Origin of the sequence: Haloactinospora alba (assembly GCF_006717075.1) — a bacterium.
Lineage (GTDB): Bacteria > Actinomycetota > Actinomycetes > Streptosporangiales > Streptosporangiaceae > Haloactinospora > Haloactinospora alba.
Window position 1 is genome coordinate 3,041,359 of sequence record NZ_VFQC01000001.1, and the last position, 20,771, is coordinate 3,062,129.

Annotated in this window: 20 protein-coding genes; 5 read left to right on the forward strand and 15 right to left on the reverse strand. The window is 66.5% G+C overall.

The genetic code is table 11. The annotated features are described in order from the left end of the window. Positions 1-25 precede the first annotated feature (25 nt). The 7 genes from betT to FHX37_RS13660 form a co-directional block, all read right to left on the reverse strand. Complete coding sequence (betT, locus tag FHX37_RS13630) at positions 26-2,152, reverse strand: choline BCCT transporter BetT (protein ID WP_141924252.1); 2,127 nt, start codon at positions 2,150-2,152, stop codon at positions 26-28. A 518-nt stretch (positions 2,153-2,670) separates the two neighbouring features. Further along, positions 2,671-4,332 (reverse strand): hypothetical protein, encoded by a 1,662-nt coding sequence (locus FHX37_RS13635; RefSeq protein WP_141924253.1) that lies wholly within the window; start codon positions 4,330-4,332, stop codon positions 2,671-2,673. 100 nt (positions 4,333-4,432) lie between these two features. Next, complete coding sequence (locus FHX37_RS13640; RefSeq protein ID WP_141924254.1) at positions 4,433-4,921, reverse strand: hypothetical protein; 489 nt, start codon at positions 4,919-4,921, stop codon at positions 4,433-4,435. 31 nt (positions 4,922-4,952) lie between these two features. Then, complete coding sequence (locus tag FHX37_RS13645) at positions 4,953-6,434, reverse strand: TPR repeat region-containing protein (protein WP_141924255.1); 1,482 nt, start codon at positions 6,432-6,434, stop codon at positions 4,953-4,955. After that, positions 6,382-7,425 (reverse strand): hypothetical protein, encoded by a 1,044-nt coding sequence (locus tag FHX37_RS13650; protein WP_141924256.1) that lies wholly within the window; start codon positions 7,423-7,425, stop codon positions 6,382-6,384. Before FHX37_RS13650 ends, FHX37_RS13645 begins: the two co-directional genes overlap by 53 nt. Positions 7,426-7,468: 43 nt before the next feature. Further along, a complete protein-coding gene (locus tag FHX37_RS13655; RefSeq protein WP_141924257.1) occupies positions 7,469-7,798 on the reverse strand; it encodes a hypothetical protein in 330 nt (109 codons plus the stop codon). A 423-nt stretch (positions 7,799-8,221) separates the two neighbouring features. Further along, a complete protein-coding gene (locus FHX37_RS13660) occupies positions 8,222-8,998 on the reverse strand; it encodes a sporulation protein (protein WP_141924258.1) in 777 nt (258 codons plus the stop codon). 207 nt (positions 8,999-9,205) lie between these two features. Between FHX37_RS13660 and FHX37_RS13665 the strand changes: the two genes are divergently transcribed. The 3 genes from FHX37_RS13665 (at position 9,206) to FHX37_RS13675 (ending at position 11,689) form a co-directional block, all read left to right on the forward strand. Next, positions 9,206-10,129, forward strand: coding sequence for a hypothetical protein (locus FHX37_RS13665; protein ID WP_141924259.1), 924 nt, complete (start codon positions 9,206-9,208; stop codon positions 10,127-10,129). A 68-nt stretch (positions 10,130-10,197) separates the two neighbouring features. After that, the gene (locus tag FHX37_RS13670) at positions 10,198-10,827 is read left to right on the forward strand and encodes a mycothiol-dependent nitroreductase Rv2466c family protein (RefSeq protein WP_141924260.1); all 630 of its coding nucleotides are present in this window, start codon (positions 10,198-10,200) and stop codon (positions 10,825-10,827) included. Positions 10,828-10,855: 28 nt separating this feature from the next. Further along, entirely contained in the window at positions 10,856-11,689 is an 834-nt protein-coding gene (locus FHX37_RS13675; protein ID WP_141924261.1) for a helix-turn-helix domain-containing protein, read from the forward strand. A gap of 72 nt (positions 11,690-11,761) precedes the next feature. Here the strand turns inward: FHX37_RS13675 and FHX37_RS13680 are convergent, their stop codons facing one another. From FHX37_RS13680 to FHX37_RS13700, 5 genes are all read right to left on the reverse strand, one after another. Continuing rightward, positions 11,762-12,454, reverse strand: a complete 693-nt coding sequence (locus FHX37_RS13680; RefSeq protein WP_141924262.1) for a hypothetical protein — start codon at positions 12,452-12,454, stop codon at positions 11,762-11,764. 138 nt (positions 12,455-12,592) lie between these two features. Further along, the gene (locus FHX37_RS13685) at positions 12,593-12,940 is read right to left on the reverse strand and encodes a hypothetical protein (protein WP_141924263.1); all 348 of its coding nucleotides are present in this window, start codon (positions 12,938-12,940) and stop codon (positions 12,593-12,595) included. 303 nt (positions 12,941-13,243) lie between these two features. Next, a complete protein-coding gene (locus FHX37_RS13690; RefSeq protein WP_141924264.1) occupies positions 13,244-13,516 on the reverse strand; it encodes a colicin immunity domain-containing protein in 273 nt (90 codons plus the stop codon). Further along, positions 13,516-15,018 carry a colicin D domain-containing protein gene (locus FHX37_RS13695; RefSeq protein ID WP_141924265.1) on the reverse strand — a complete coding sequence of 501 codons (1,503 nt, stop codon included), beginning with the start codon at positions 15,016-15,018 and terminating at the stop codon, positions 13,516-13,518. The genes FHX37_RS13690 and FHX37_RS13695 overlap by 1 nt, the downstream gene beginning before the upstream one ends. A gap of 54 nt (positions 15,019-15,072) precedes the next feature. Further along, positions 15,073-15,420 carry a hypothetical protein gene (locus tag FHX37_RS13700; protein WP_141924266.1) on the reverse strand — a complete coding sequence of 116 codons (348 nt, stop codon included), beginning with the start codon at positions 15,418-15,420 and terminating at the stop codon, positions 15,073-15,075. 213 nt (positions 15,421-15,633) lie between these two features. Here FHX37_RS13700 and FHX37_RS13705 point away from each other — a divergent pair, with 213 nt between their 5' ends. Together FHX37_RS13705 and FHX37_RS13710 are read left to right on the forward strand one after the other, a co-directional pair. Then, positions 15,634-15,948 carry a hypothetical protein gene (locus tag FHX37_RS13705; RefSeq protein WP_141924267.1) on the forward strand — a complete coding sequence of 105 codons (315 nt, stop codon included), beginning with the start codon at positions 15,634-15,636 and terminating at the stop codon, positions 15,946-15,948. Positions 15,949-16,107: 159 nt separating this feature from the next. After that, positions 16,108-17,679 carry a long-chain-fatty-acid--CoA ligase gene (locus FHX37_RS13710; RefSeq protein ID WP_141924268.1) on the forward strand — a complete coding sequence of 524 codons (1,572 nt, stop codon included), beginning with the start codon at positions 16,108-16,110 and terminating at the stop codon, positions 17,677-17,679. Positions 17,680-17,785: 106 nt separating this feature from the next. Here FHX37_RS13710 and FHX37_RS13715 read toward each other — a convergent pair whose 3' ends face one another. From FHX37_RS13715 to FHX37_RS13725, 3 genes are all read right to left on the reverse strand, one after another. Next, on the reverse strand, positions 17,786-19,306 hold the full coding sequence (locus FHX37_RS13715) for a hypothetical protein (protein ID WP_141924269.1): 1,521 nt from the start codon (positions 19,304-19,306) through the stop codon (positions 17,786-17,788). 315 nt (positions 19,307-19,621) lie between these two features. Continuing rightward, on the reverse strand, positions 19,622-20,038 hold the full coding sequence (locus tag FHX37_RS13720; protein ID WP_141924270.1) for a hypothetical protein: 417 nt from the start codon (positions 20,036-20,038) through the stop codon (positions 19,622-19,624). 232 nt (positions 20,039-20,270) lie between these two features. Continuing rightward, the gene (locus FHX37_RS13725) at positions 20,271-20,759 is read right to left on the reverse strand and encodes a hypothetical protein (protein WP_141924271.1); all 489 of its coding nucleotides are present in this window, start codon (positions 20,757-20,759) and stop codon (positions 20,271-20,273) included. Positions 20,760-20,771 lie beyond the last annotated feature (12 nt).

Below are 20,771 nucleotides of genomic sequence, written 5' to 3' on the forward strand. Positions count from 1 at the left end.
ACGACGGTCCTACGGGACCACAGCCCTACTCGTCCTCGGCCGGGTGGACATCGGCCGTTCCGGGACCGTGGTCGGGAAGCACCGACCGGGCGGTCGCCTCCCGGTGCAGCCGCAGGAACTCCAGGTGGCGCTCGTACTCGTCCAGCACGTTGGCGATGAGCTGCTCCTTGCTGCACCCCATCACGTCGTAGCCCTGGCTTCCCTCGGTGAGATACACCTCGAAACGCACGTAGGTGTCGCGTTCGGCGACCGAGCGCATGGCGAACGCCGGGGTGGGCATCTCGATCGGCCAGACCCGGTAGCTGAACTCTTCCTCCTCACCCATGGGAACCCGCAGTTCCACGTGCGCGAGTCCGACGTCCTCGTCCGTCTCCTCGGTCACCGACGCCTCCACGCCCTGGTTGCGCAGCTCTTCCGCGACCTCCCGCAACGCGGGGCGGCACACCTCGTCGATGAACCTGGCGGCTCCCCGCCTGCCGGGGAAGCTCATCGCCCGCGCCAACCGCTGACGCCAGTTCCGGCCCGTTCCCGGACCGCCCGGTCCCCGTTCCGGCATCGCCGGCGAAAGCGTGACCTGGGAGGCCTCCCGGCGGAACTGCTCCACCCGCAGGGCCTTGTACAACCCCCAGATGATGAGCAGCATCACGAACGAGAACGGCAGCCCCATGATGATGGTGGCGTTGGTCAGCGCGTCCACACCGCCGACGAGGAGCATGGCGATCGTCAACAGCCCGGTCGCCGCGGCCCAGAAGATGCGCAGCCACGGGGTGGCGTCCGTGAGCGGGGTCGACAGGTGGGAACTGAGGTTGCCCATGACCAGCGCGCCCGAGTCCGCCGAGGTGACATACAGCAGCAGCCCGACGAACGTCGCCAGCCCCGCGCTGAACGTCACTGCCGGATACTGGGACATGAGCGCGTAGAACCCCTGTTCGGGCGTGTTCATGGCGGTCTGGCCGAACTCGGTGTTGCCCTGCCGCACCACGCCCAGCGCGCTGTTACCGAATACCGACAGGAACGTCAGCGTGTACAGCAGCGGCACCATCAGCGTCGCCGCGACGAACTGCCGGATGGTGCGGCCGCGCGAGATCCGGGCGAGGAACATCCCCACGAACGGGGCCCAGGCGATCCACCAGGCCCAGAAGAACAGGGTCCAGGCGTTGAGCCACGCGGTCGGCTGGTCGTAGGCGAACGTGTTCAGCGTCATCGAGGGGAAGCGGCTGAGGTAGTCGCCGATGTTGAGCACGAGGGCGTTGAGCAGCCGCACCGGGCTGTCGAAGACGAGCACGTACAGCACCAGGACGATGGCCAGCACGACGTTGAGCTGGGACAACCGCCTGATCCCCCGGTCGACACCCGCCACCGCCGACACCGTCGTCATGGCCACCGCGAGCAGAACCAGCCCGACCTGGGCCGGGACACCTTCGGGCACGTTGAACAGGAAGTTCAACCCGTAGTTGAGCTGCACCACGCCGATCCCCAACGACACGGAGATCCCGAAGATCGTGCCGATGACGGCCGCGAGGTCGACGGCGTCCCCGAGCCGGCCGTGCACACGCTTGCCGATCAGCGGGTACAGGGCGGAACGGATCGCCAGCGGCAGGCGGTAGCGGAACGCGAAGTAGCCGAGCACCATGCCCATCAGCGCGTACATCGCCCAGCCGGTGATGCCGTAGTGGAACAGCGTCCACACGACACCCTGCCGTGCCGCCTCGATGGTCTGCGGCTCGCCCTCCGGCGGAGCGAGGTAGTGGGTGACCGGCCCGGAGACGGAGAAGAACATCAGGTCGATGCCGATGCCCGCCGCGAACAGCATGGCGGCCCAGGCGAACACCCCATAGTCCGGGGTGGAGTGCTGCGGCCCGAGCTTGACCGTGCCGTACTTGGAGGCGGCGACGAACACCACGAACACCAGGTAGAAGGTGGCGACGAGGAAGTAGTACCAGCCGAACCCCTCGGAGATCCAGCCGACCACCGTTCCGATGGTGGTCTCGGCCCCTGTCGGCGTGATGATCGCCCAGATCGACAGCGCGAGGATCAGCACGGACGAGCCGAAGAACACGACGGGTTTGAGTCGGCCCCTGCTGTCCCGCCTCTCCCCGGTCTCCGATGTTTCCGGGCCCGCTGCGCTACCGTCAGCCCCGTTGGTGGACATGCCCTCACCTCTCCTCCGTACGGCGCCGGTAGCGCCCCACTGTGTCTGGCGAGACCGGTCTGATGCCAGGCGGGAAGCCGGCGTTTTCCGTGGGAGCCCCGCTACCGGCGGATGGAGGTCCTCGCGGGCGCCCCGAGCGCCACGGGCTCCGCGAGGGTGTTCACCGTCTCCCCTCCGGCGCGGTGCCGTGCAGCGACCTCCCCACCGCTCTCCCGGCAAACCACCGGCCCCCACTGTGTGGGTGGACGCTAGCCAGTCTTGAGCCTGCGAGCGCTCTCGTCCAGAACCGTTACCTCCGTGTTGGCCACGAGCACTCAGGGGCATCGGGCAGGAGTGGCGGCAGGATCCGAGCACGGGGCCGGCACGCTTCCGGAGCGCTCCCCCCCCCGCATGCTCGGATCCTGCCGCACCGGAACTGTCCGATGCCGGCCACGGAACAGGACATGACGTTCGGCCTCTTCGTTCGCGTGGGTATCGAACCGGGCGCCGCACCCGTCCCGTACGCGGGTCCGGGACGCTCAGCCGTGCCGTGCTGACCGGCGACCGGCGGGCAGTGGGCCGGTTCCCTCGGTGGGGGTGTGGCCGAGGAGTTGTTGCACCGCGGCCAGCTCGCGATCGGCCCGCTCCGTGCTCTGGGCCAGCCGGGCGCGGATGTCCTCGGCCCGCTCCAGCTCGGTGCGAACCCGCTCGCGCGCCTCGCGCAACGCGGTGGCGTGCTCCTCCTCGGACATGTCCTGCTGGGCGTCGCGGTAGTAGAACACGCAGCAGGCGCCGAAAGCGATCAGAGCGAGCACCCACGCTTCCGACGCCCCTCCCGTGGCTATCCCTAACACCGCCAGCAGAACCGCCACACCCAGGAACACGTAGGTGAGGTTTCGGTATATGGGGTCGCGTTCGGGTTCCGCCCCGGCCACCAGGTAACGGGCGGCGTTCTCCCTCCCCTCCTCGCCGTCCCGCAGCGCGACCTCCGTCTCGCGGTCGTGCGCGGCGACGGTGACGTGCTCCGGCCCGGCCGGTTCCTTCGCGCGTTGCGCCAGCCGTTGGGCGGCCCCGACGATGCGCGGGGAGAACAACCGCACCGCGAACGCGTGCCGCTCCGGAGGCGCGTCCGGTTGCGCGTAGTCGCGGCCGAGTATCTCGTCGGCCGTTCCCACCGTGTCGGTCCACGTGTCCGGTTCGGGTTGCTCACTTCTGGGCACCCCGTTGGCCAGAGCCGAACGCAGGTGGGAGCGGCGGTGCAACAGCGGGATCTCCTCGGTGTACCCCTCGTGCACCAGCAGTTCCAGGGTGCGGGTGGCGAACGGGTCCACCGGCGGCGGCTCTCCGCTGGTGGTGGCGCTGCGCTCCACCCACACGCGCAGCGCGGTGAGGCGTTCCACGGCGGTCAGGCGCTCCACCGCCTCCTCCTGGTTCTCCAGCCCCTTGGGTACCGGGGGAAGTTCGACCGGCCCGCCGGCCCTCTCCCACGCATCGTCGTCCTCTCCGGTCGTGGAGGTGTGTTCCAGTACGGCGCTGATCCGCCGTGCCGCGGTCTCGCGCGCGTTGCCGCCCAGGTGGCCGTCGGCCGCCAGCAGCCACAGCGCCCGCTGGTAGCGCACGACCTCACCGGAGAGGTCACCCAGCAGCTCGTCCAGGAACTGGTCGGCGAAACCGGGGGCGTTCCCGGTTCCGGTGACCGCGTTCGCCAGGACAGCGAACACCAGTGCCCGGGTGGCGTCGCGGCGCGCAGCGGTGGAGAAGCCGCGTTGCAGTCCGGCCTTGTCCCCGGACAGTGCGGCGTGCAAACCGCGGGTGGCGGGAACGAGCCAGTACCCGGACACATCCTCCAGTTCCAGGTCCTCGGGGACCTCCCCGTCCAGCAGCAGCGCGGCGCGGCTGCGGGCCCATACGCACCGGGGGAACATCGCGAGGCGTTCCCGCACGTCGCTGAGTTCGACGAACGTGTTCATCGCGGTGAGCTGCTGTTCCACCGAGCTGCGGAACTCACCCAGCTCGGAGCTGAGCCGTTTCCGTTCCTCGTCCAGCGCGGTCAGCCACTCGTTCTGCCAGTGGTCGACGCGGCGCCCGCCCCAACTGTCGTCGCTGGAGAAGAACGGGATCTCGATGAACTCGTCCGGCATCAGCGGGCTGTCGCCACCGAAGCTCACTCCGCCGTCAGCGCCGCCTCCGGAAACGTCCATGGGGGATCTCCATCATGGGGTAGGGGGTATCCGCATCCGGAAGGTGATGCGGGGAAACACGGGGATGCTAGCGGTGGGACACGGAAACCGGACGGTGGGGTCACGGATCACCGTCGCGTTCCGCATTGTCCTGTTCGTATGGCTCCGAGCTACCCGTGGATTCCTGCGTCGCGGTACCGGAATGAGGCGGAACCGATGACATCGGAGTCCCCTCACCATCCGCGTTCCCCCGGAACAAGGCTCCCATGGACTCCGTCCAGTCCCGCGGCCACCGCAGGATCGTCACCGTCGTGATGACTGCCGTAGGGAAACCGACCAACATCGCCCACGACATCCGCTGCGCGCGGTGCGCGTCACAGATATCGTTCGCGTCGTTATCCAGCATCATATCCTCAGGAACAGTATCCCATGCGCGGTATATATTTTCTTTTGTTCCAGCACTGATCGCCGGAGAACAGACAAGACCTCCATCCTCGGGGTCAAAATTACCTTGATATCCTGGCGGAGAACTCGACAGCAAATAGACAAAAAAGGAAAACCCGACAAAGGAAATCAAAGCAGAGACCAATGAAGCGATGTGTTTCACCATTACCTCCTAGGTATATTTAAATAAAATATATCTATTCTTCTTCGATTCCGTTTTGGTTTTCATAGTCTGGCTTATTTCTTGCTCTATATCTATCTGTTACTTCATCGTATTTATTTCCGTGACTTTCTTTATACAAAGAAAAATACTCACTCGCGTTCATTTCTCTATCTGAGAAATTTATTTTCTTTCCTTCTAATGCTTGATTTATCCCGCTATCCAGATCCCCTAGTTTATCCTTGTCTTGTTCATGCTCTCCTGACATGACATAGGTCATTCCATTTTTATCTTTTGTTGTCAAACCTTTATCCTCCAACTCCTTCATTTCTATGTCCCCATTTTTTTCCATCGATGAAAGTAACTGCAAAGCAAAATTCCTTTTTGCCGTACCTGCATCTTTAGATGCGATGGGTTCATATTCATTTACATTTGATTTTGTCTCCTCAGACATATTATCCAAAGACATAGAAATACTGTCTTTTGCAATGCTTTTAGCTGCCTCTGCAACAGCTCCCCCAATAGGATTATTTTCTGCCCCTCCCTGAATCGCAGATATAACAGCATTAGCAAACATCTTAGCTCCATTCGCCTTGCTCTTTGACAAACTTTCTTCCGCATCGGAAGTACTATTTTCTCTATCCATGGCTTCATTTGTCAAAGAGGAATCAATCAGAGCTTGAATCTTCCCATTCCTTGATGCTGCATCATAGGCATCCCCTGAAGTCATATTTTCATAATCTACAATATTACTCATTCTATAAGCCTCTGTCTCTGCTACCATAGTCTCCCTTGAATCCTCGTCTCCTGCAATAAACTGCATAAATCTTACTCTTGCCCTATCGGGTATCTCTAAATCTTCTCCCTTATAAGAATAGTCATCCGAACTCTTCTGATGCGAAAAATCTTCTATGTAAGAGGAATATATACCCAAATAACTGTCAGCTATTTCAGGGTTCAACCGAGTAAATGTTATATCATCCTCTCCATTTAATGAATGTCCAGTTTCCGTTAGGTTTACAAATCTTTCATTAGTGGAAACCATAGATTCTATAAGACTTGCAGCTGCCTCACCGGCCCTTTTAGCCTCCTCAGGATCATCACTATCGGCATCACGTGCGATCCAATCCGTAAGACCCCTCAACTCTTTCCCATCATCTTTCCAATCATAAGTATAAAGAGTCTCCAAAACATCAGCAGTATTTATTTCACCATTTTTAGGATGCTTATAATCTACTTCCTCACCATTTTCATCTTCCATTTTTCCAGTTAAAATTATGTGATTCGCTTTTTCGTTCCTGGTGGCACCATCAATAAGGGACCCCAAAACTTTCTCGTTGTTTTTCCTGTCAATGTCATAATCTTTACCTTCTATGCTATCCATTTTTTCAATTGCTTCAGGAATTGTTAGTGTGATATTTGCTGAAAGAACCTTTCCTCCCTGGATTCCATCACTACTGGTGTTGTCAAACAGATTTCCTAATTTTTTTTGCATCTGCAACCCAATCATCATATTCATGTCTTTCGGTAGTCGAAGGGCTCCGAGGTTCATCTGGCCCTTCGGCCACTCTTTTTATGCTCTGTGGAATATCATCATAAGAACCACCCAATTCCTCATCAGAGAGAGCAAGAACAGCACTTGCTATTCCTTCTTTGAATTTCCTATCACCGGAATTTGCCACATCAAGGATTGAGCGATCATATGACCCTTCATCAACGCCAAATACAAGTTTATCCATATAACCAATCTCAGCTTTAGTTAGCTCTCCGCCATTCTGTTGTTTATAAGCAATCCTTTCTTTTAGTATATTTAGATTTTGCGCAAGACCAGGAGGAAAATTATCTATTTCTTCTAAATCTTTGTCTTTTTTCTCTATATATTCATTTATCTTTTCCGCATCCTTTCCTCCCTGTTTTTTGTCTATTGGTATGGGCTGCTCCGCTCCCTTGAGGTTGAAGGGAGCCCATTTGAGAGCGCCGTCGTCGATCAGGTTCTGCACGTTCTCCTGGGTGGGTCCTTCCTTGAGTGCGTCAGTGTGCTCGTTGGCCCGTTCCACGAGCTTCGTCCAGTGGTCGTGGGCCTGACTGTTCAAAGACTCGGCCGTATTCTCCCGAGCGTTCAGCAGGGCTTTGTCCGCACCGATACCCCCCGCTCCCTGCGTGTTCTCCATGTCGACGCCAAAATTATCCTTCCTCTCTTCGTCCCACTCGTCCTGGAGTTTCTCGATCTTTGACTCGTAGGAACGGACGTCAGAAGCCCATCTCCGCGCTATCTTGCTGGCATAGATACACGCGAAAACGGCGTCTCCCCATGCCTCACGGTTCCGTTCTGCTACGCCTCGGATTCCTTCGGATACCATCTCAGAGAACTCTTTCGCGGAGTCGTTGAACTGCGAGTTCAAGTCCCCTGATTTTCCGGTGATACGCTCCGCTAGACCCTCGAGCTCGTCGGCCTGGTCCTCCAGCGCCTCGGGCTTCGCGTCACACTCTTTCGGCGAAAAACTGTTCATCCCGGTTCTCCCCTAGCGACAGGTTGTACAGTAGGACTCCTCATCACCTGATATTGATATTTCTGCTGAGTCCGTACCTCGCACCGCTGTACTTGTTCGCGTTCTCGTTGTCGGTGTTGGCACCTTCCGCGGCGCCGGACTGCACGTTCTCCGCCAGGTCCAGGCCCTGTTTCTCCACGGACGACATTTGGTTGCTCTGCTTGTCGGCGAACCCGTTCCAGCCGGACACACCCGGCTCGCTTCCGGAGGCCGCTTTCGCTGCCTGCAACGCGTCCGAGAAATCGAGTTCCAAATCGCGGAATCCCGCTGCGAGCGATTCCGCTTCCTTTCCCTTCTCCTGCGCGGAGTCCGGGTTCATACCGATGTCGCCCACGGAGCACTCCTTCCTCTGGTTCCTCGTAGCCGCAGCGCGCTCGGACGAAAGACACAAAGCTCCGCCCGGCCAGGCGATGTTACCAATGCGAGGAAACCGGGAATCAGATGCGAAATCGATATTTTCCCTGGCCAGGAAGGAACGGAATGGTTCGGGTCCGTGAATGGATGCACGGCCGGTTCCGGCCACGGCTGTGACGGCGGCCGGAACCACGGAAGCGAACGGGAAGCTCCCTGCGGAAGGGGAGGGATCGGGACACACCCGGCCGGGTTCGTACGGCCGCGCGGGTGGCCACAGGACGCCAGTGGCCGCGTCCGAGGGGCACCAGCCGCCTCGTACGTATACCTTCCCGCGTCGCGTGTGTCTCCCGGTGGTGGCCGCACGCGCCTGCCGCGCGGCCGCCACCGGGGAAGACCAGGGGTGTTACAGAAGGGGACGGTCGCCGACGACCGAGCCGAGGTAGTCGTTCAACTGGTGAGCCAGCCCGTTCGCCTCTACAGTGCCGTGCTCGATACGCATCCGCTTGAAGGAGTCCCGCCCCTCGGTGAACAGGCCCCCCTTCTTGTCCAGCTCCAGAATGAGGTCGCACGCGCGCTCGTCGGTGATGAACGTGACCTCGAGTTCGTTGAGCCCGGCGTAACCGCTGGGGGCGCGGTACTCGACCTCCTGGTAGAACGGCAGCTTCTGGCTGGTGTCGCGGATCCTTCCCCGCTCGCAGTCGGCCTTCATGAACCTGAACCCGAGCATGCTCACCGCGTCCAGGATGATGGTCTGGGTTTCCATGGCGTGCACCGACACCGGGTCCAGGTCGCCGGGGTCCACCCCGCCCGCCACGTGCAGCTGGGTGTTCAGCCCCACGTGCATGCCCGTGAGGTGCTGGCCCCGGTAGGCGGTCAGCGGCGCCTCCCACGGCACCGGAAGCTCGAACGGTACGTGCACATGGGCGTCGGCCTGCAGCTGCAGCTCCCCGCCGATGCGCGCCCGCGCGAACTCCAGGTTCTGGCTGTGTTCGGCGTCGCCGTGCTCCACCTCGGCGCGCGCCTGCAGCCCGACCGTCAGTTCCTGGATGTGCTGGTCCACCGAACCGCCGTTGATGTACACGTCGCCCTGCAGCACCCCGCCGGGGACGGTGTTGGGGTCGCGCAGCACCGTCTCCACCGAGGCGTTGCCCAGCCCCAGGCTCGCCAGAATACGTTTCACTGTGGTGTCCTTTCGTGTGTGCGGGTCCGGCTCTCGTCACTGGGACGTTCCGGCCCCACTGGCCGTTCCGGCACTCCCGAGTGTGGCGGAACAACCAGCCGCGTCGGAACGTCGGGTTTTCCCGACCGGTGCCCCGGTGTCCGCGCCCCGGTGGGGGATACTGGAAGCGACGCGGACTCCGGCACGATCGCAGGAGAAGCACCGACGATGGCTGTTCCCGGGCAGCACTGGCCCCCTCCCCCGCCCCACCTGTGGCCCCGCGTGGACGAGTTCGGGGGGCGCGGCCGGAGCCGGGATCACACGCCCGCCGCCGGGGAGCTGCGTGGTCAGGTACGGGAGGCCGGCATGCGCGGCGGCTTCGTTCTGGTCCCCTCTGGGCCCGGTTCCGCGGACGCCCGTGCGGTGTTCGAGGCGCTGCGCGCCGAACTTCCGGACTGGCCGGTGCTGGCGCCGCACGGCGGTGCCGACCTGACAGCGGCGCCCGCCGATCCGGACACGCCCTACGTGCTGTGGCTGGGCGACGTCACCGGCCGGCTCGGTTCCGAGGGGGTGGAACCCGCCACCGTGGGGCGCCTGCTCCGCGCCGGAGCCGTGGTGGCCGCCACGTTGGACACCGCCGAGTACGGGCAGCACCGGCACGACCTGGAGACGTCCCCGGCGCCGCACCTTCTCCCGCCGCGGCGGGTGCTGGGCATGCTGCTGCTCACCATGGCCCGCACCGTGGTACCCGAGCCGCGCCCCGACGACGCCGGGCCCGGTACCGCCGCGGGCGAGGCCCGCGAGGAATCCCCCGTCCCGGCCCACGATGCTGGGGACAGCGGGGACGGCCTCCCGCTGGTGGCGTGGCGGGCCGCGTTGGACAACGCCGCCACCCCGGAAGAACGGTTCCTCGTGGGCAGGATGGCCCACCGGGCGGGACGCGGCGACCTCGCGGAGAGCGCGTGGCAGCAGCCCGCCATGCAGGGCGAACCGCGTTCCCTCACGGCACTGGGCAACCTCCTCACCCGGCAGGGGCGCGCCGGCGAGGCCGAAGCACTGTTCACCTCCCTCGCGCGGCGGGGGTTCCCCCAGGCGGAGCGGGAGCTTCACCGGCTCCGCGGGCAACGTGGCAGCCACACCCGGCGAGAGTAGTGCCCGCCGGTGCCGCCCCGCGGTAGCCTCCCCCCACGTGTGGCCGCGCGCAACCGTGGAGGTGGGCCTTGTCCGGCAGCCAGCTCGTGGACTTCTGGTTCGACCCGTCGTGCCCCTACACCTGGATCACCTCCCGGTGGGTGGTGGAGGAGGTCGCCGAGGCGCGACCGCTGGAGGTGCGCTGGCACGTGATGAGCCTGGCGGTGTTGAACGAGCACCGCAGTGACAACCCGGAGGGCGACCCCGAACGGTTGTGGCCACCGGTGCGGGTGGCCGCCGCGGTGCGCGGCCACCACGGGTCACAGGCCTTCGGCCGGTTCTACACCGCCCTGTGGTCCCAGGGACGCTCTCCCGTCTTCGTCAACGGTGACCAGGAGCAGCGGTCCGTGCTGCGGGAGTCGCTGCGCGCGGCGGAACTCCCCGAGGACCTCGCCGAGGCCGCGCTGTCCGCCTCCTACGACGCCGAGGTGCGCGCCTCCCACGACGAGGGGATCTCCCTCGTCGGCCCGCACATCGGAACCCCGATCCTGGCGGTGTCCGACGGGGACGACCGCACCGCGTTCTTCGGCCCGGTCACCTCCCGCGTCCCGCGCGGGAACGAGGCGTTGCGGCTGTGGGACGGGACCCTGCAGGTGGCCGGGGTGCGGGGGTTCCACGTCCTCAAGGGGCCGCCCTACGATCCTCCCGAGCTGGGTTGAGGTGCGGGTGACGACCTAACGTGGAGTCATGCCGCACCCGTACACGGGGTGGGTGACGGCGCTTCCCCACCCTGCCCTGCGGAACCTCGTCCGGCGCTACACCGGCTACACCCAGCACGGTGCCCCGCCGGGGGTGCACCGCGGCCTGCCGTCCCGGCACGTGACCCTCGTGGTGAGCTTCACCGCCCCTATCCGGGTGGTGGACGGCCCCTCACCCGGCCACGCGCCGGTAACCGCGCGGGCGACCGTGTCGGGCCTGCGCACGCGTCCCACGCTCCTCGCGCGGGAGCAGCACCAGTGCGGGGTCCAGGTCGAGCTGGACCCGCCCGGTATCCGGGCGCTTCTCGGTGTCCCCGCCGCAGACCTCGCGGGGGCCGCGTTCGACGTCGCCGATCTTCCGAACCGGTGGGGAGGGGACCTGGCGGAGCGGTTGTCGCTCGCCCCTTCCTGGGACGGCGTGTTCGCCGTGTTGGACACGGTGTTCACCGGTTCCCTCACGCCGGTGCGGACCGCCCCGGAGGTGTTGCGGGCGTGGCGGGTGCTGCTCGCCTCCGGCGGGACGGTGCCGGTGGCCGGACTCGCCCGGGAGGTGTCCTGGAGCAGGCGCCACCTGAACCAGCGGTTCGGCCGGGAGATGGGGGTGTCGCCGAAGCGGGCTGCGCGGCTGGTGCGGTTCGAACGCTGCTGCCGGCTGCTGCGTGCGGGCAACCGGGACCTGGCCCGTGTGGCGGCCGAGTGCGGCTACTACGACCAGGCGCACCTGGCCGGCGACTGGCGGGAGTTCGCCGGGTGCAGCCCTACCGCCTGGCTGCGGGAGGAACTTCCCCTCCTTCGGGACACCGCCGGCGCAGTACCGGGATAGCGGGTCCCGCCCCGGTCGCGGACGGGCCTGACCGGCAACGGGGCCGGACCGGCCGTGGTGGGCGCGACGGCCCTATTCGGGGCGCTCGCCGGCGGGCACGGTGGGTATGCGGTCGAGCAGGTCGCACAACCCGTCCAGGACGCCTTCGATGCTCTCCGGGTCGAAGGCGCGCGTCTGCTTGTACCAGGTGGTGAGTTCGCCGCCGCCCAGACGCACCACCCCGTTCGGCGGCGGGTGGGCGAGCATCCGTTCCCGCAGCTCGGGGGTGAGCACACGCGCCGCGAACCGCTCGTCGCTGGTGGCGACGGCGAACGCGCGGTCGAACCGTTCGTCGCCGGTCGTGCGGACGCGGGTCCACAGCGGGGACCACCGGACCGCCGTCACCTGCAGATCCGGCACGTCGTCGGGGAGGGTGACCGTGAACACCCGGTGGTAGCGCGTGTTCCGGCCGTCCTCGTCGCCGCTGGTCCGCCGGTGTTGGAAACAGCGGAAGTTCCGGCCGCGGTGGGTTCCCCACACCAGGTCCCACACCCGGGTGGATTCGCGTGCGGACGAGTTCCCGACAAGGCCGCTTCCCGGCGCGAGCCCGCCGTGGCGCTGGTAGGACCAGCCGCGCTGGGACGCGAACCGGTGCAGCCGCTCGGCGGTATCGTCGCCGCGCAGTTCCCGGTCCCTGCGGAAGGTGTGGACGAACATCCAGATGACCGTCGCGAAGATCGCCGCTACGAGCAGGAAAAACACGATCGGCGCGAGGGTCTCCACCACGGCTCGCCACTCCTCTGCTGTCGCGCGTGCGCTGCCGGGATCAGGTTAGCCGCGCTGCCCTCTCCCGGCCAGGGCGGTTCCCGGTCCTGAGGAAGAAGGGGGACCGGTTCTTTCCGCGCCGGGACGTCCTGGCACCGCTCATCCCGATCCCGTGTCGGGGAACGTGAACCAGCAGATGTGTATGGAGTCCAACGGGTCGTCCAGGTTCTCCAGTTCGGAACGTATCCGAGCGAGCGTCTCCGCGCGGGAAAGCCCCCACGGCACGTGGGCGGGATCGTCCGCGGAGGTCAGCTCGACCGCCTGCGCACCCGCGTCCAACAGGTCACCGACGAGCGACAGCACCGTTTCCCGCACCTGGTCCTCGTTGGCGTCGTCCCCGAGCAGCACGCGGGCCGCGCCCTCGACCGGATAGAAGTGCAGCCAGTCGCTGGCCGCGTACGAGACGAGGTAGGAGAGCTCCTCCCGGTACCTCTCGTTGCCGCGCACCGGATCACGCCTTCCCGCGGCACATGTCCCGCCTCGGGCGGGGAACCGGAACCGGTGAGGTATCCCCGTTCGCGGGGAACGGTGATGTCGACCGGAAGCACTCCGGTTCGACCTCGGCGGCAGGCGCCGTGTCGGAGACGCGCACATCCGCACTGGCCGGTCCCGGGCCCAAGGAGCGCGGACACGATGCGCTCCGTCTGCTGCCGGAGCTCCCGCATCCCCGGAGAATCGTGGACGCACACGCTCCGGAACAAGGCCCGCACGGTTCCGGCTGGCGCGGGATTGCCGTCCGGCCGGCGGATCCTACACCTCCCCTTGGACCGCCTCGACGAAACCGCGCGCCGCGCTCCGCAGCTGTTCCTCGTCGAGGTCTGACGAGTCCCGTATGTCCGGGTCGGGGCAGTAGGCGTCCACAGCCCAGAAAAGCTCGGCCATGTCGCTGTAGTGCGACTCGAGCTCCCGCATCTCGCTCTTGTACATGACCAGGAACAGGCTCTCGAAGCACGAGGCGGTCATCCCCCCTCGGACGAACTGCCTGCACAGCTCCACGTACGGAGCGACCGGGGCCGACGACATCACAGGTCTCCCGTACTCGTGACGTGTTTCAGTTGCTCGGGGCTCAGTTTCCAACCGCTGACGAAGTTCCCGTTCGGGTCGACTATGACGTTGAGCCTGGTTTTCGGGTCAACGTAGTGCGTTACGGAACCTCCCCGGTATGTACCGGACACCTGCTTCGTACCGGAGGAGTTTACGTGGTCCTTCAGAACCTCCCGGAACTCCTCCCTCTTGTTCTTGTTGAAGTTCCCCTGGACCCCGAAATCGTCCGCGTGCTTGAACTTCTTCTGCAGTTGTTTATCGTCGAAGTCCGCGGGACAGTTCCCGCCGCTGTTATGGACGAGTGTGTTCGTCCGTGCCCCGCCGACATAGTACGTGTGCAGGTCCGCGACGGTGAGGTTGTGTACGCGCTGGTCCTCGGACGAACGCTGGTCCACGGACGAGACCTGGGCCCAGGTTCCGCTGGAGGTCCGTAGCCACGTTCCGGGGGACAGCTCCGCGGCCTCGATCCACTGTGCCCGCGCCGGTGCCCAGAAGGGGTGTTCGGCGGTGGCGGTCAGCGTGTCGCTCGTGCCCTGACCGTCCCGAACCGTGACGTCCACCAGGTCCTTGGTGCCGGCCGAGGTGATGGTGTCGGTCACCTGACGAGGGCCTTCGGTACCGGTTCGGGGGTCGAACGCCCACACCGTGTCACCGCGCTCCACCTCGTCGATCGGCACCGTGGTTCCGTCGGCCAGCAGCACCGGTGTCGCGGGCAGGAAACTGCTGGGTTTGCAGGGGGCACCGTCCCGGTTGTTGCCGTTCTGGTCGCTGTCCCCGTTCCCGTTGTTTCCGCTGCCGTTGTCGCCGTCCGCCCGTTGCGTGTCGGGTTTCCGGTTCGGCGCGTCCGGTGCGTCCGGCGCCTGCCGGCCGAGTTTGCCCAGCTTTCCGGCCTTGCTGGCCCAGCCGGGTCCCGGGATGAGCCACGAGCCGGTGTCCCAGATCCCTCGGCCGATGGCGCTGCCGTAGTCGCCCTCGCCCCAGGACTCCCGGGCTTCCTTGCTGACCAGCAGCGACACGGGGTCGTTCTTGATGCCCTCCCACATCTGCTGCACGGTGTCCACCGGGTTGGTGGTCACCACGTCCACCATGCCCTCGGCATCGTCACGGATGCCCCCGAAGAAGCCGCTCACCCCGTCAGCGACGTGGTCGAGCACCCCCTTGTCGTCGCCACCACCGCCGTCTCCGCCGCCGTCACCGTCGGGGTTGTTGGCCGCGGGCTCGGCACGGGGCTGCGGACTGGCTGACGCGTCCTCGTTCCCGTTGTCGTCGCCGTTGCTCCCCCCACCGCTGCCGTCGGGTTCCCCGCCGTCGGGTTCCTGGTGGGAGAACAGCTGCTCACTCGCCGAGCCCACGGACTCGGAGATCGTGGTGGTGATCCCACTGAGCATGAACGCGGTGAACACGGCGGCGGCCAGGACGACCACCGCCCCGTACTCGAGCAGATTCGCGCCCCGATCGGGGTCGTGGATCGTGCGCAGCATCGGTGCGGTACTCCCGAGACGACGCGGAGGGGGTTGGGGTCTGACTGGCGTGCGCTAGCGGACGAGGTAGGAACGCGACGCGGGCCGGGTGACGAGGACCAGCACGACGGTGGGCAGCACCATCTGGAGCAGTCCCTGCGGCTGACCCGCACCGAGGTTGCCGAGGGCCTGCAGCAGGCTGAACACCTGCAGTCCGACGGTCGTCCAGAACACTCCCCGGCCGCCCCGGGGCAGGCGCAGCGCCAGCACCGTGGCCACGACCCCGGGCAGCGCCACCCACAACAGGCGTCCCACCACACGTCCGTCGACGTCTGCGGCCATGAGTCCGCCCACGAACACCAGGGCCGACAGCGCCCCGAACAGGAACAGCAGGACGCGCGCCCCCCTCAGGGGGCTCGGCATACGTCCCGACACTCGCGACCTCCCGAATCCGACACCCCACGCGGCCAGGGCCATAGTGCACAAGCGCGTTGCCACGTCAGGTTAGGGGCTCCCGCCCGTCCTCGTCGTGAGCCCGCAGCCCCAGATCCGGGTCCCAACCACCGTCCCAGGGTCGTCCCCGGCTCACGGCACGGGGACGACGAGCACCAGACCAAGCACGGCATCGCCAGACGCGTGCTGACCAGGACCACACGTGTGGAACTGCCGCGGCTGCGGACCAGCGGCGAACGCGAGCGGGCGCTGCGCACCCGGGACAGCCGCCGCACCGGGACGGTGGACTACCACGGGACGTACGGCATCGCCGAGTACCTGGCCGTCGGCCCCCAGATACTCAAGGAGTGGAGCGACGCCTACCGCCCCGCCTCCCAGAACGGCCACCAACCCGATCGATCTCCCCGCAAGCAGGGCCGCCATGACGAGCTGCGACGGTGGCTCTCCCCCGCGAAGGGCAGGCCGCGTTCCGCGTTCCGGGCCGGGTCCACCACATGAGGGGCGCCTTGTGGGGGCTCCACCGGTTGTTCGGGGGACCGAACCACCGCACGGTCTTGTCGCCTGGGGTGGCGGGACCGTATGTTGCGTGTCACCCCGAGAAGCGGCCGGCTGTCACGGCGCCGCCACGGCCGGCCACCGTTGGCGCGAGGAGGCGTGATGGAGACTGCCCTCACCCCGTTGGAGTTCGCCCGGCGCACCCGCAGGCTGCACCCGCAGCGGGAAGCGGTCGTCGACGGGAACACCCGGATGACCTACGAGCGGTTCTTCGACCGGTGCGACCGGTGGTCGGCGGCGCTGCAGAACATGGGGGTCTCCAAGGGTGACCGGGTCGCCTACGTCGCGCCCAACACGCACGGCCAGCTGGAGTCGTTCTACGCCGTGCCGCAGATCGGGGCGGTACTGGTGCCCATCAACTACCGCCTCTCCCCCGAGGACTTCGTCTACATCGTGAACCACTCCGGCGCCACGGTGGTGTGCGCCCACTCCGACCAGCTCGACGCCCTGGACGGGGTGCGCGACCGGATGCCCGGGGTGCGGCGGTTCGTGGCGCTGGAGGGCGCCCGCGCCGGGTGGGAGGACTACGAACAGCTCCTCGCGGAGACCGGCCCCGATTTCACCCGGCCGGAGATCTCCGAGTCGGACCTGTTGACGATCAACTACACCAGCGGCACCACCGCCCGCCCCAAGGGCGTGATGATCACCCACCGCAACGCCTACATGAACGCGGTCGGCACCCTGCTGCACCTGCGGATGGACGTCGGCGAACGCTACCTGTGGACCCTGCCGATGTTCCACGCCAACGGGTGGACCTACACCTGGATCGTGACGGCCGCGGCCGCCACCCACGTGTGCCTGCGCGCGGTGGACCCGGGGCACGTGTTCGAGCTCGTCCGCGCCGAGGGGGTAACGTGGCTGTGCGCCGCCCCGACCGTGCTCATCACGCTCGCCAACACCCCACCGGAGGTGCGTGGGGAGACCCCTGCCGGGGTACACGTGGTCACCGCGGGCGCCTCCCCCGCCGCGGACACGATCGAACGCCTGGAGTCGGGTTTCGGTTGGACCGTCACCCACATTTACGGCCTCACCGAAACTACGCCGTTCATCGCGGTGTGCGAGCCCCGGCCGGAGCACGCGGGGTTGGACGTGCGCGAACGCGGTGTGCTCAAGGCGCGCCAGGGGGTGGAGCTCATCACCTCCGGTGAGTTGGCGGTACTGGCCGACGGCGGCGGCGAGGTCCCCTGGGACGGGGAGACGATCGGGGAGATCGCGGTGCGCGGCAACGTGGTGATGGCGGGCTACTTCAACGACCCGGAGGCCACCGAGCGGGTCATGGGCGACGGCTGGTTCCGCACCGGAGACGCCGCCGTCACCCACCCGGACGGTTACGTCGAGATCCGCGACCGCATCAAGGACGTCATCATCTCCGGCGGGGAGAACATCTCCTCCATCGAGGTGGAGGGGGTGCTGCTGCGCCACCCAGCGGTGCAGGAGGTGGCGGTGGTGGGAGTGCCGCACGAGAAGTGGGGCGAGTCGCCGCGGGCGTTCGTGGTCGCCCACGACGGGCAACCGGTCACGGCCGAGGAGGTCATCGCCTTCGCCCGGGACAACCTGGCGCACTTCAAGGCGCCCACCGGGGTGGAGTTCGTGGACCAGCTTCCCAAGACCGCCACCGGCAAGATCCAGAAGTACGTCCTGCGGGACGGGGCGCCCGCCGTCGCCCGCCAGTAGCTCACCGGGCCGGCGGGCACCGGGGCACCGCCATCCGGGCGGGCGCTACGGCTGGCGGTGCCCCCGACCTCCCCTCAGGGGTGTCCGGCCGCCGCGCGGTGGGGAGTCAGGCGTCGCCCTCCTCCACGCAGGAGGGGAACTCGCGGAAGGCGCGCTCGCCGTCGCCGGGTTCGCCCAATACCCGCGCCTGCCGGGTGCTGGCGCTGGTGTTCTCCCAGTCGAAGTCGAACCCGAACTGCAGTCCCCACTTCACGTCGGCGTCGAAGCCTCCCTCCGCGTGGTCCAGGTCGGACTGGCTCTGCCACACCTTGCCCTTGTCATAGACCAGCTGCTGCCACGCGGGGGCGTCTGCGTCGGGTGGCGGCACCGTTCCGTTCCCAGCGTTGGTGGTCTGGTGCAGCTGTTGGTCCATGAGCCGCAGGAGGTTCCGGGGAGGGGCCGGGCCGCGCTGGCGCAGCAGCCGCTCCCCGGTGGCGCGTTCCTGGGGTGTGTCGAAGGTGACCTCCACCCCCTGGGTCACCGCTGTGCCGTCACCGCCGGCCCCGTTGCCGTTGCCGCGCGGGGTGGTCCCGGAAGCGCCGGCTTTCCCGAGTTTCTCGGTCTTCGTGATGTAGCGGATGCTGTGCAGGGTGCCGTCCTCGTTGCGCATGATCCGGACGGCGCCGTCCCAGGAGTACTCCGCGCCGGCTTCGGCGTCCCAACCGTAGCCGAGCGCCCTGCCGCCCTTGGCCGCTTTGCCGCTCGCTTCCGCCGAGTAGGTGCGGGTGAACGCGTAACGCGTGTTGTCGGGGTCGTCGCGCCGCTCGGAGACCGTCACCGACTCGTCGAACTTCACCTCCGCCTCGGCCTCCATGTTCATGCCGACCGTGCCGTGTTTCTCCGTGTCCTCCCCGACCAGCAGCTCGCCCTCGAGTTTGGCCGCCGCTTCCGCGCCCATGCTGGCGCTCCGGATGTCGGGGTCCGGCGGGTCCGGGGGTTCGGTGATCCCGGTGGCGTCGCCGACGGCGTAGGCGAGGTCGGCCCGCCAGCCTCCCACGTTCCTCACCTGGTCCCGGACGAAGGACTTCTCCAGGTCACCCTTGAACTTCTGGAACTCCTCCTCACCGTCGAAGTAGTAGCCGTTGCCGGCGGAGAAGTGCCCCTCGATGCTGCCTTCCAGGCTGGCCTCGCCCTCGGCGACCTTGTTCTCGGGCATGTTCCACCCGGGCGGCCCTCCGGTCGCCCCGACCTGGCTCTCGTCGACGAACATCACCTTCACGCGGCCGTCGGCGAGGGTCTTCTTCACGTAGGTGTACTCCTTGCCCAGCGTCAGTGAGGCGACCTGCACCTCCGCGCCGACCTTCTCGTTGGAACGCGACCGGGTGCAGGGCACGTCGGTGTGGTTCACGTCGGCCTGCTGCTGCCCGTTCCCGTTCTGCTGGCCGTCCTGCTGGTCGGCCCGCTGGCCGGGTGCCACGGAGTCGCACCCCTCCCGGACGAAGATGAGGCACACGGCCCGTTCCACGTTGCCCTGCACGCGGCCGGGGATGACGGTGTTCAGCACCACGGCACCGACGACGCCGGCGAGTACGACGAGCGCGAGGTACTCGGTCAGCGACGCGCCGACGTCACCACGGGGGAACAGCATGACGGACACCTACGTCGCCCATCGGGATCAGGGAAGGCAGCACGACGGTAGGTATCCGCGCTCGTGGGCGTCATGAGGCTGTGGTCCCAGATGGGCGCACGGATGTTCCCGGGCGCGGATAGGTCCCGTTTTTCGGACGCTTGTCCTGCTGCGCGCCGCCCCGCCACACCGCCCGGCGGCGTTTCCGCCGGTCGGCGGAGGGTCCGCTCCGCCTCCCTGACCGGCCGTGCCGGGCGGCACCGGAGACGCCGCTCGCGACGAACAGCGTCCGAAAACAGGACCTGGGCCGGTCAGCGCTGCGAGCGCGGCCGGGGTTCAGCGGCGCCGCGGCGACCGGCGCGGGGCCAGCAGCCACCAGGCCGCGGCGATACCCGCCGCTCCGGCCACGAACCTGGCGAGGACGGCGACGACGGCGGCCTCACCCAGGGCGGTCTCCACCACGCCCGCCACCAGGTCGAGGGCGGGAAGGGCGACGGCGATGACCACCCCGGCGGGGGTGGCGATCCGGTGGCGGCCGTAGACGGCGCCGGCGGCCAGCACCAGCGCGAACGACGTCGCCAGCTGCGACACGGCCAGCCACGCGCTCTGGCCGAGGGGCTCCTGCAACCGTTCCGGAGGAACCAGCACCTGGGGCACCAGGAAGGTGGCCATGAGCGCCACCATCCAGACGAGCGCCAGCGCGAGGACCGCGAGAGCTCCCCGCGCCACCGGGGCGTCGTTCCTGACCACCATCGCCTAACCACCTTCGTCGTCGGGCACTGTCGTCGGCACCGGGGGCGGGCGTGTGACACGTCGGGGGCCGGGTGCGGGACGCGGCCAGGGTCACGAACGGCCGCACCGCCCGCCCACCACCGTGGTACGGGCGGCTCTGGAACGGTACGGGGATCGGGCCGGCGGTTCCGGGAGTGCGGGGCCGCGCCCTGTCTCGACTGCGACGCTGGGCCCGTGGGACGCCGAGGGCAGCCTAGTCCTCGTCCTCCTCATCAGCGCGCTGGCGCGGCGTCTTCCAGAAGCCGGTGAGGGAGTAGCGGCGCTCCCGTCGGATCATGCGGTCCAGTTCCGCGTCGGTCTCCGCCTCGGAGAACCCCATAGTGTCGCACTGGCCGCATTTACGGACGTACCGCCAGGCGAGCGCCTCACGGGAGGAGTCCTCGCCGGGGAGGTCGTCCTCTTCCAGGGGGTCGTAGGCGTAGCCGCCGATGGTGGTCCCGGCGGGACGCACCCCGCAGATGTCGCACCGCGTCCGTGGTGGCACGGGACGTGTGTGCCACCATCCCACTCCCCACACCGCGTCCTTCTCGTACGCCCACACCGCGAGGCGGGCGTCGTAGCCCAGTCCGACCCGTTTCATCCAGCGGGCCACGACCGGGTGCGCCATCAGCTTCTTCAGCCTCAGGTCCGTCCCATAGGCGCCTCGGACCACCGCCAACCGCGCGACCTCTCGTACCGGCATCCTCGGGATGGT

Excerpts from the sequence above, each read along its gene's own strand:
- betT (WP_141924252.1), bottom strand. The coding sequence starts at position 2,152 with ATGTCCACCAACGGGGCTGACGGTAGCGCAGCGGGCCCGGAAACATCG.
- FHX37_RS13635 (WP_141924253.1), bottom strand. The coding sequence starts at position 4,332 with ATGGACGTTTCCGGAGGCGGCGCTGACGGCGGAGTGAGCTTCGGTGGC.
- FHX37_RS13640 (WP_141924254.1), bottom strand. The coding sequence starts at position 4,921 with ATGGTGAAACACATCGCTTCATTGGTCTCTGCTTTGATTTCCTTTGTC.
- FHX37_RS13645 (WP_141924255.1), bottom strand. The coding sequence starts at position 6,434 with ATGAATATGATGATTGGGTTGCAGATGCAAAAAAAATTAGGAAATCTG.
- FHX37_RS13650 (WP_141924256.1), bottom strand. The coding sequence starts at position 7,425 with ATGAACAGTTTTTCGCCGAAAGAGTGTGACGCGAAGCCCGAGGCGCTG.
- FHX37_RS13665 (WP_141924259.1), top strand. The coding sequence starts at position 9,206 with ATGGCTGTTCCCGGGCAGCACTGGCCCCCTCCCCCGCCCCACCTGTGG.
- FHX37_RS13675 (WP_141924261.1), top strand. The coding sequence starts at position 10,856 with ATGCCGCACCCGTACACGGGGTGGGTGACGGCGCTTCCCCACCCTGCC.
- FHX37_RS13690 (WP_141924264.1), bottom strand. The coding sequence starts at position 13,516 with ATGTCGTCGGCCCCGGTCGCTCCGTACGTGGAGCTGTGCAGGCAGTTC.
- FHX37_RS13695 (WP_141924265.1), bottom strand. The coding sequence starts at position 15,018 with ATGCTGCGCACGATCCACGACCCCGATCGGGGCGCGAATCTGCTCGAG.
- FHX37_RS13700 (WP_141924266.1), bottom strand. The coding sequence starts at position 15,420 with ATGCCGAGCCCCCTGAGGGGGGCGCGCGTCCTGCTGTTCCTGTTCGGG.
- FHX37_RS13710 (WP_141924268.1), top strand. The coding sequence starts at position 16,108 with ATGGAGACTGCCCTCACCCCGTTGGAGTTCGCCCGGCGCACCCGCAGG.
- FHX37_RS13715 (WP_141924269.1), bottom strand. The coding sequence starts at position 19,306 with ATGCTGTTCCCCCGTGGTGACGTCGGCGCGTCGCTGACCGAGTACCTC.
- FHX37_RS13720 (WP_141924270.1), bottom strand. The coding sequence starts at position 20,038 with ATGGTGGTCAGGAACGACGCCCCGGTGGCGCGGGGAGCTCTCGCGGTC.
- FHX37_RS13725 (WP_141924271.1), bottom strand. The coding sequence starts at position 20,759 with ATGCCGGTACGAGAGGTCGCGCGGTTGGCGGTGGTCCGAGGCGCCTAT.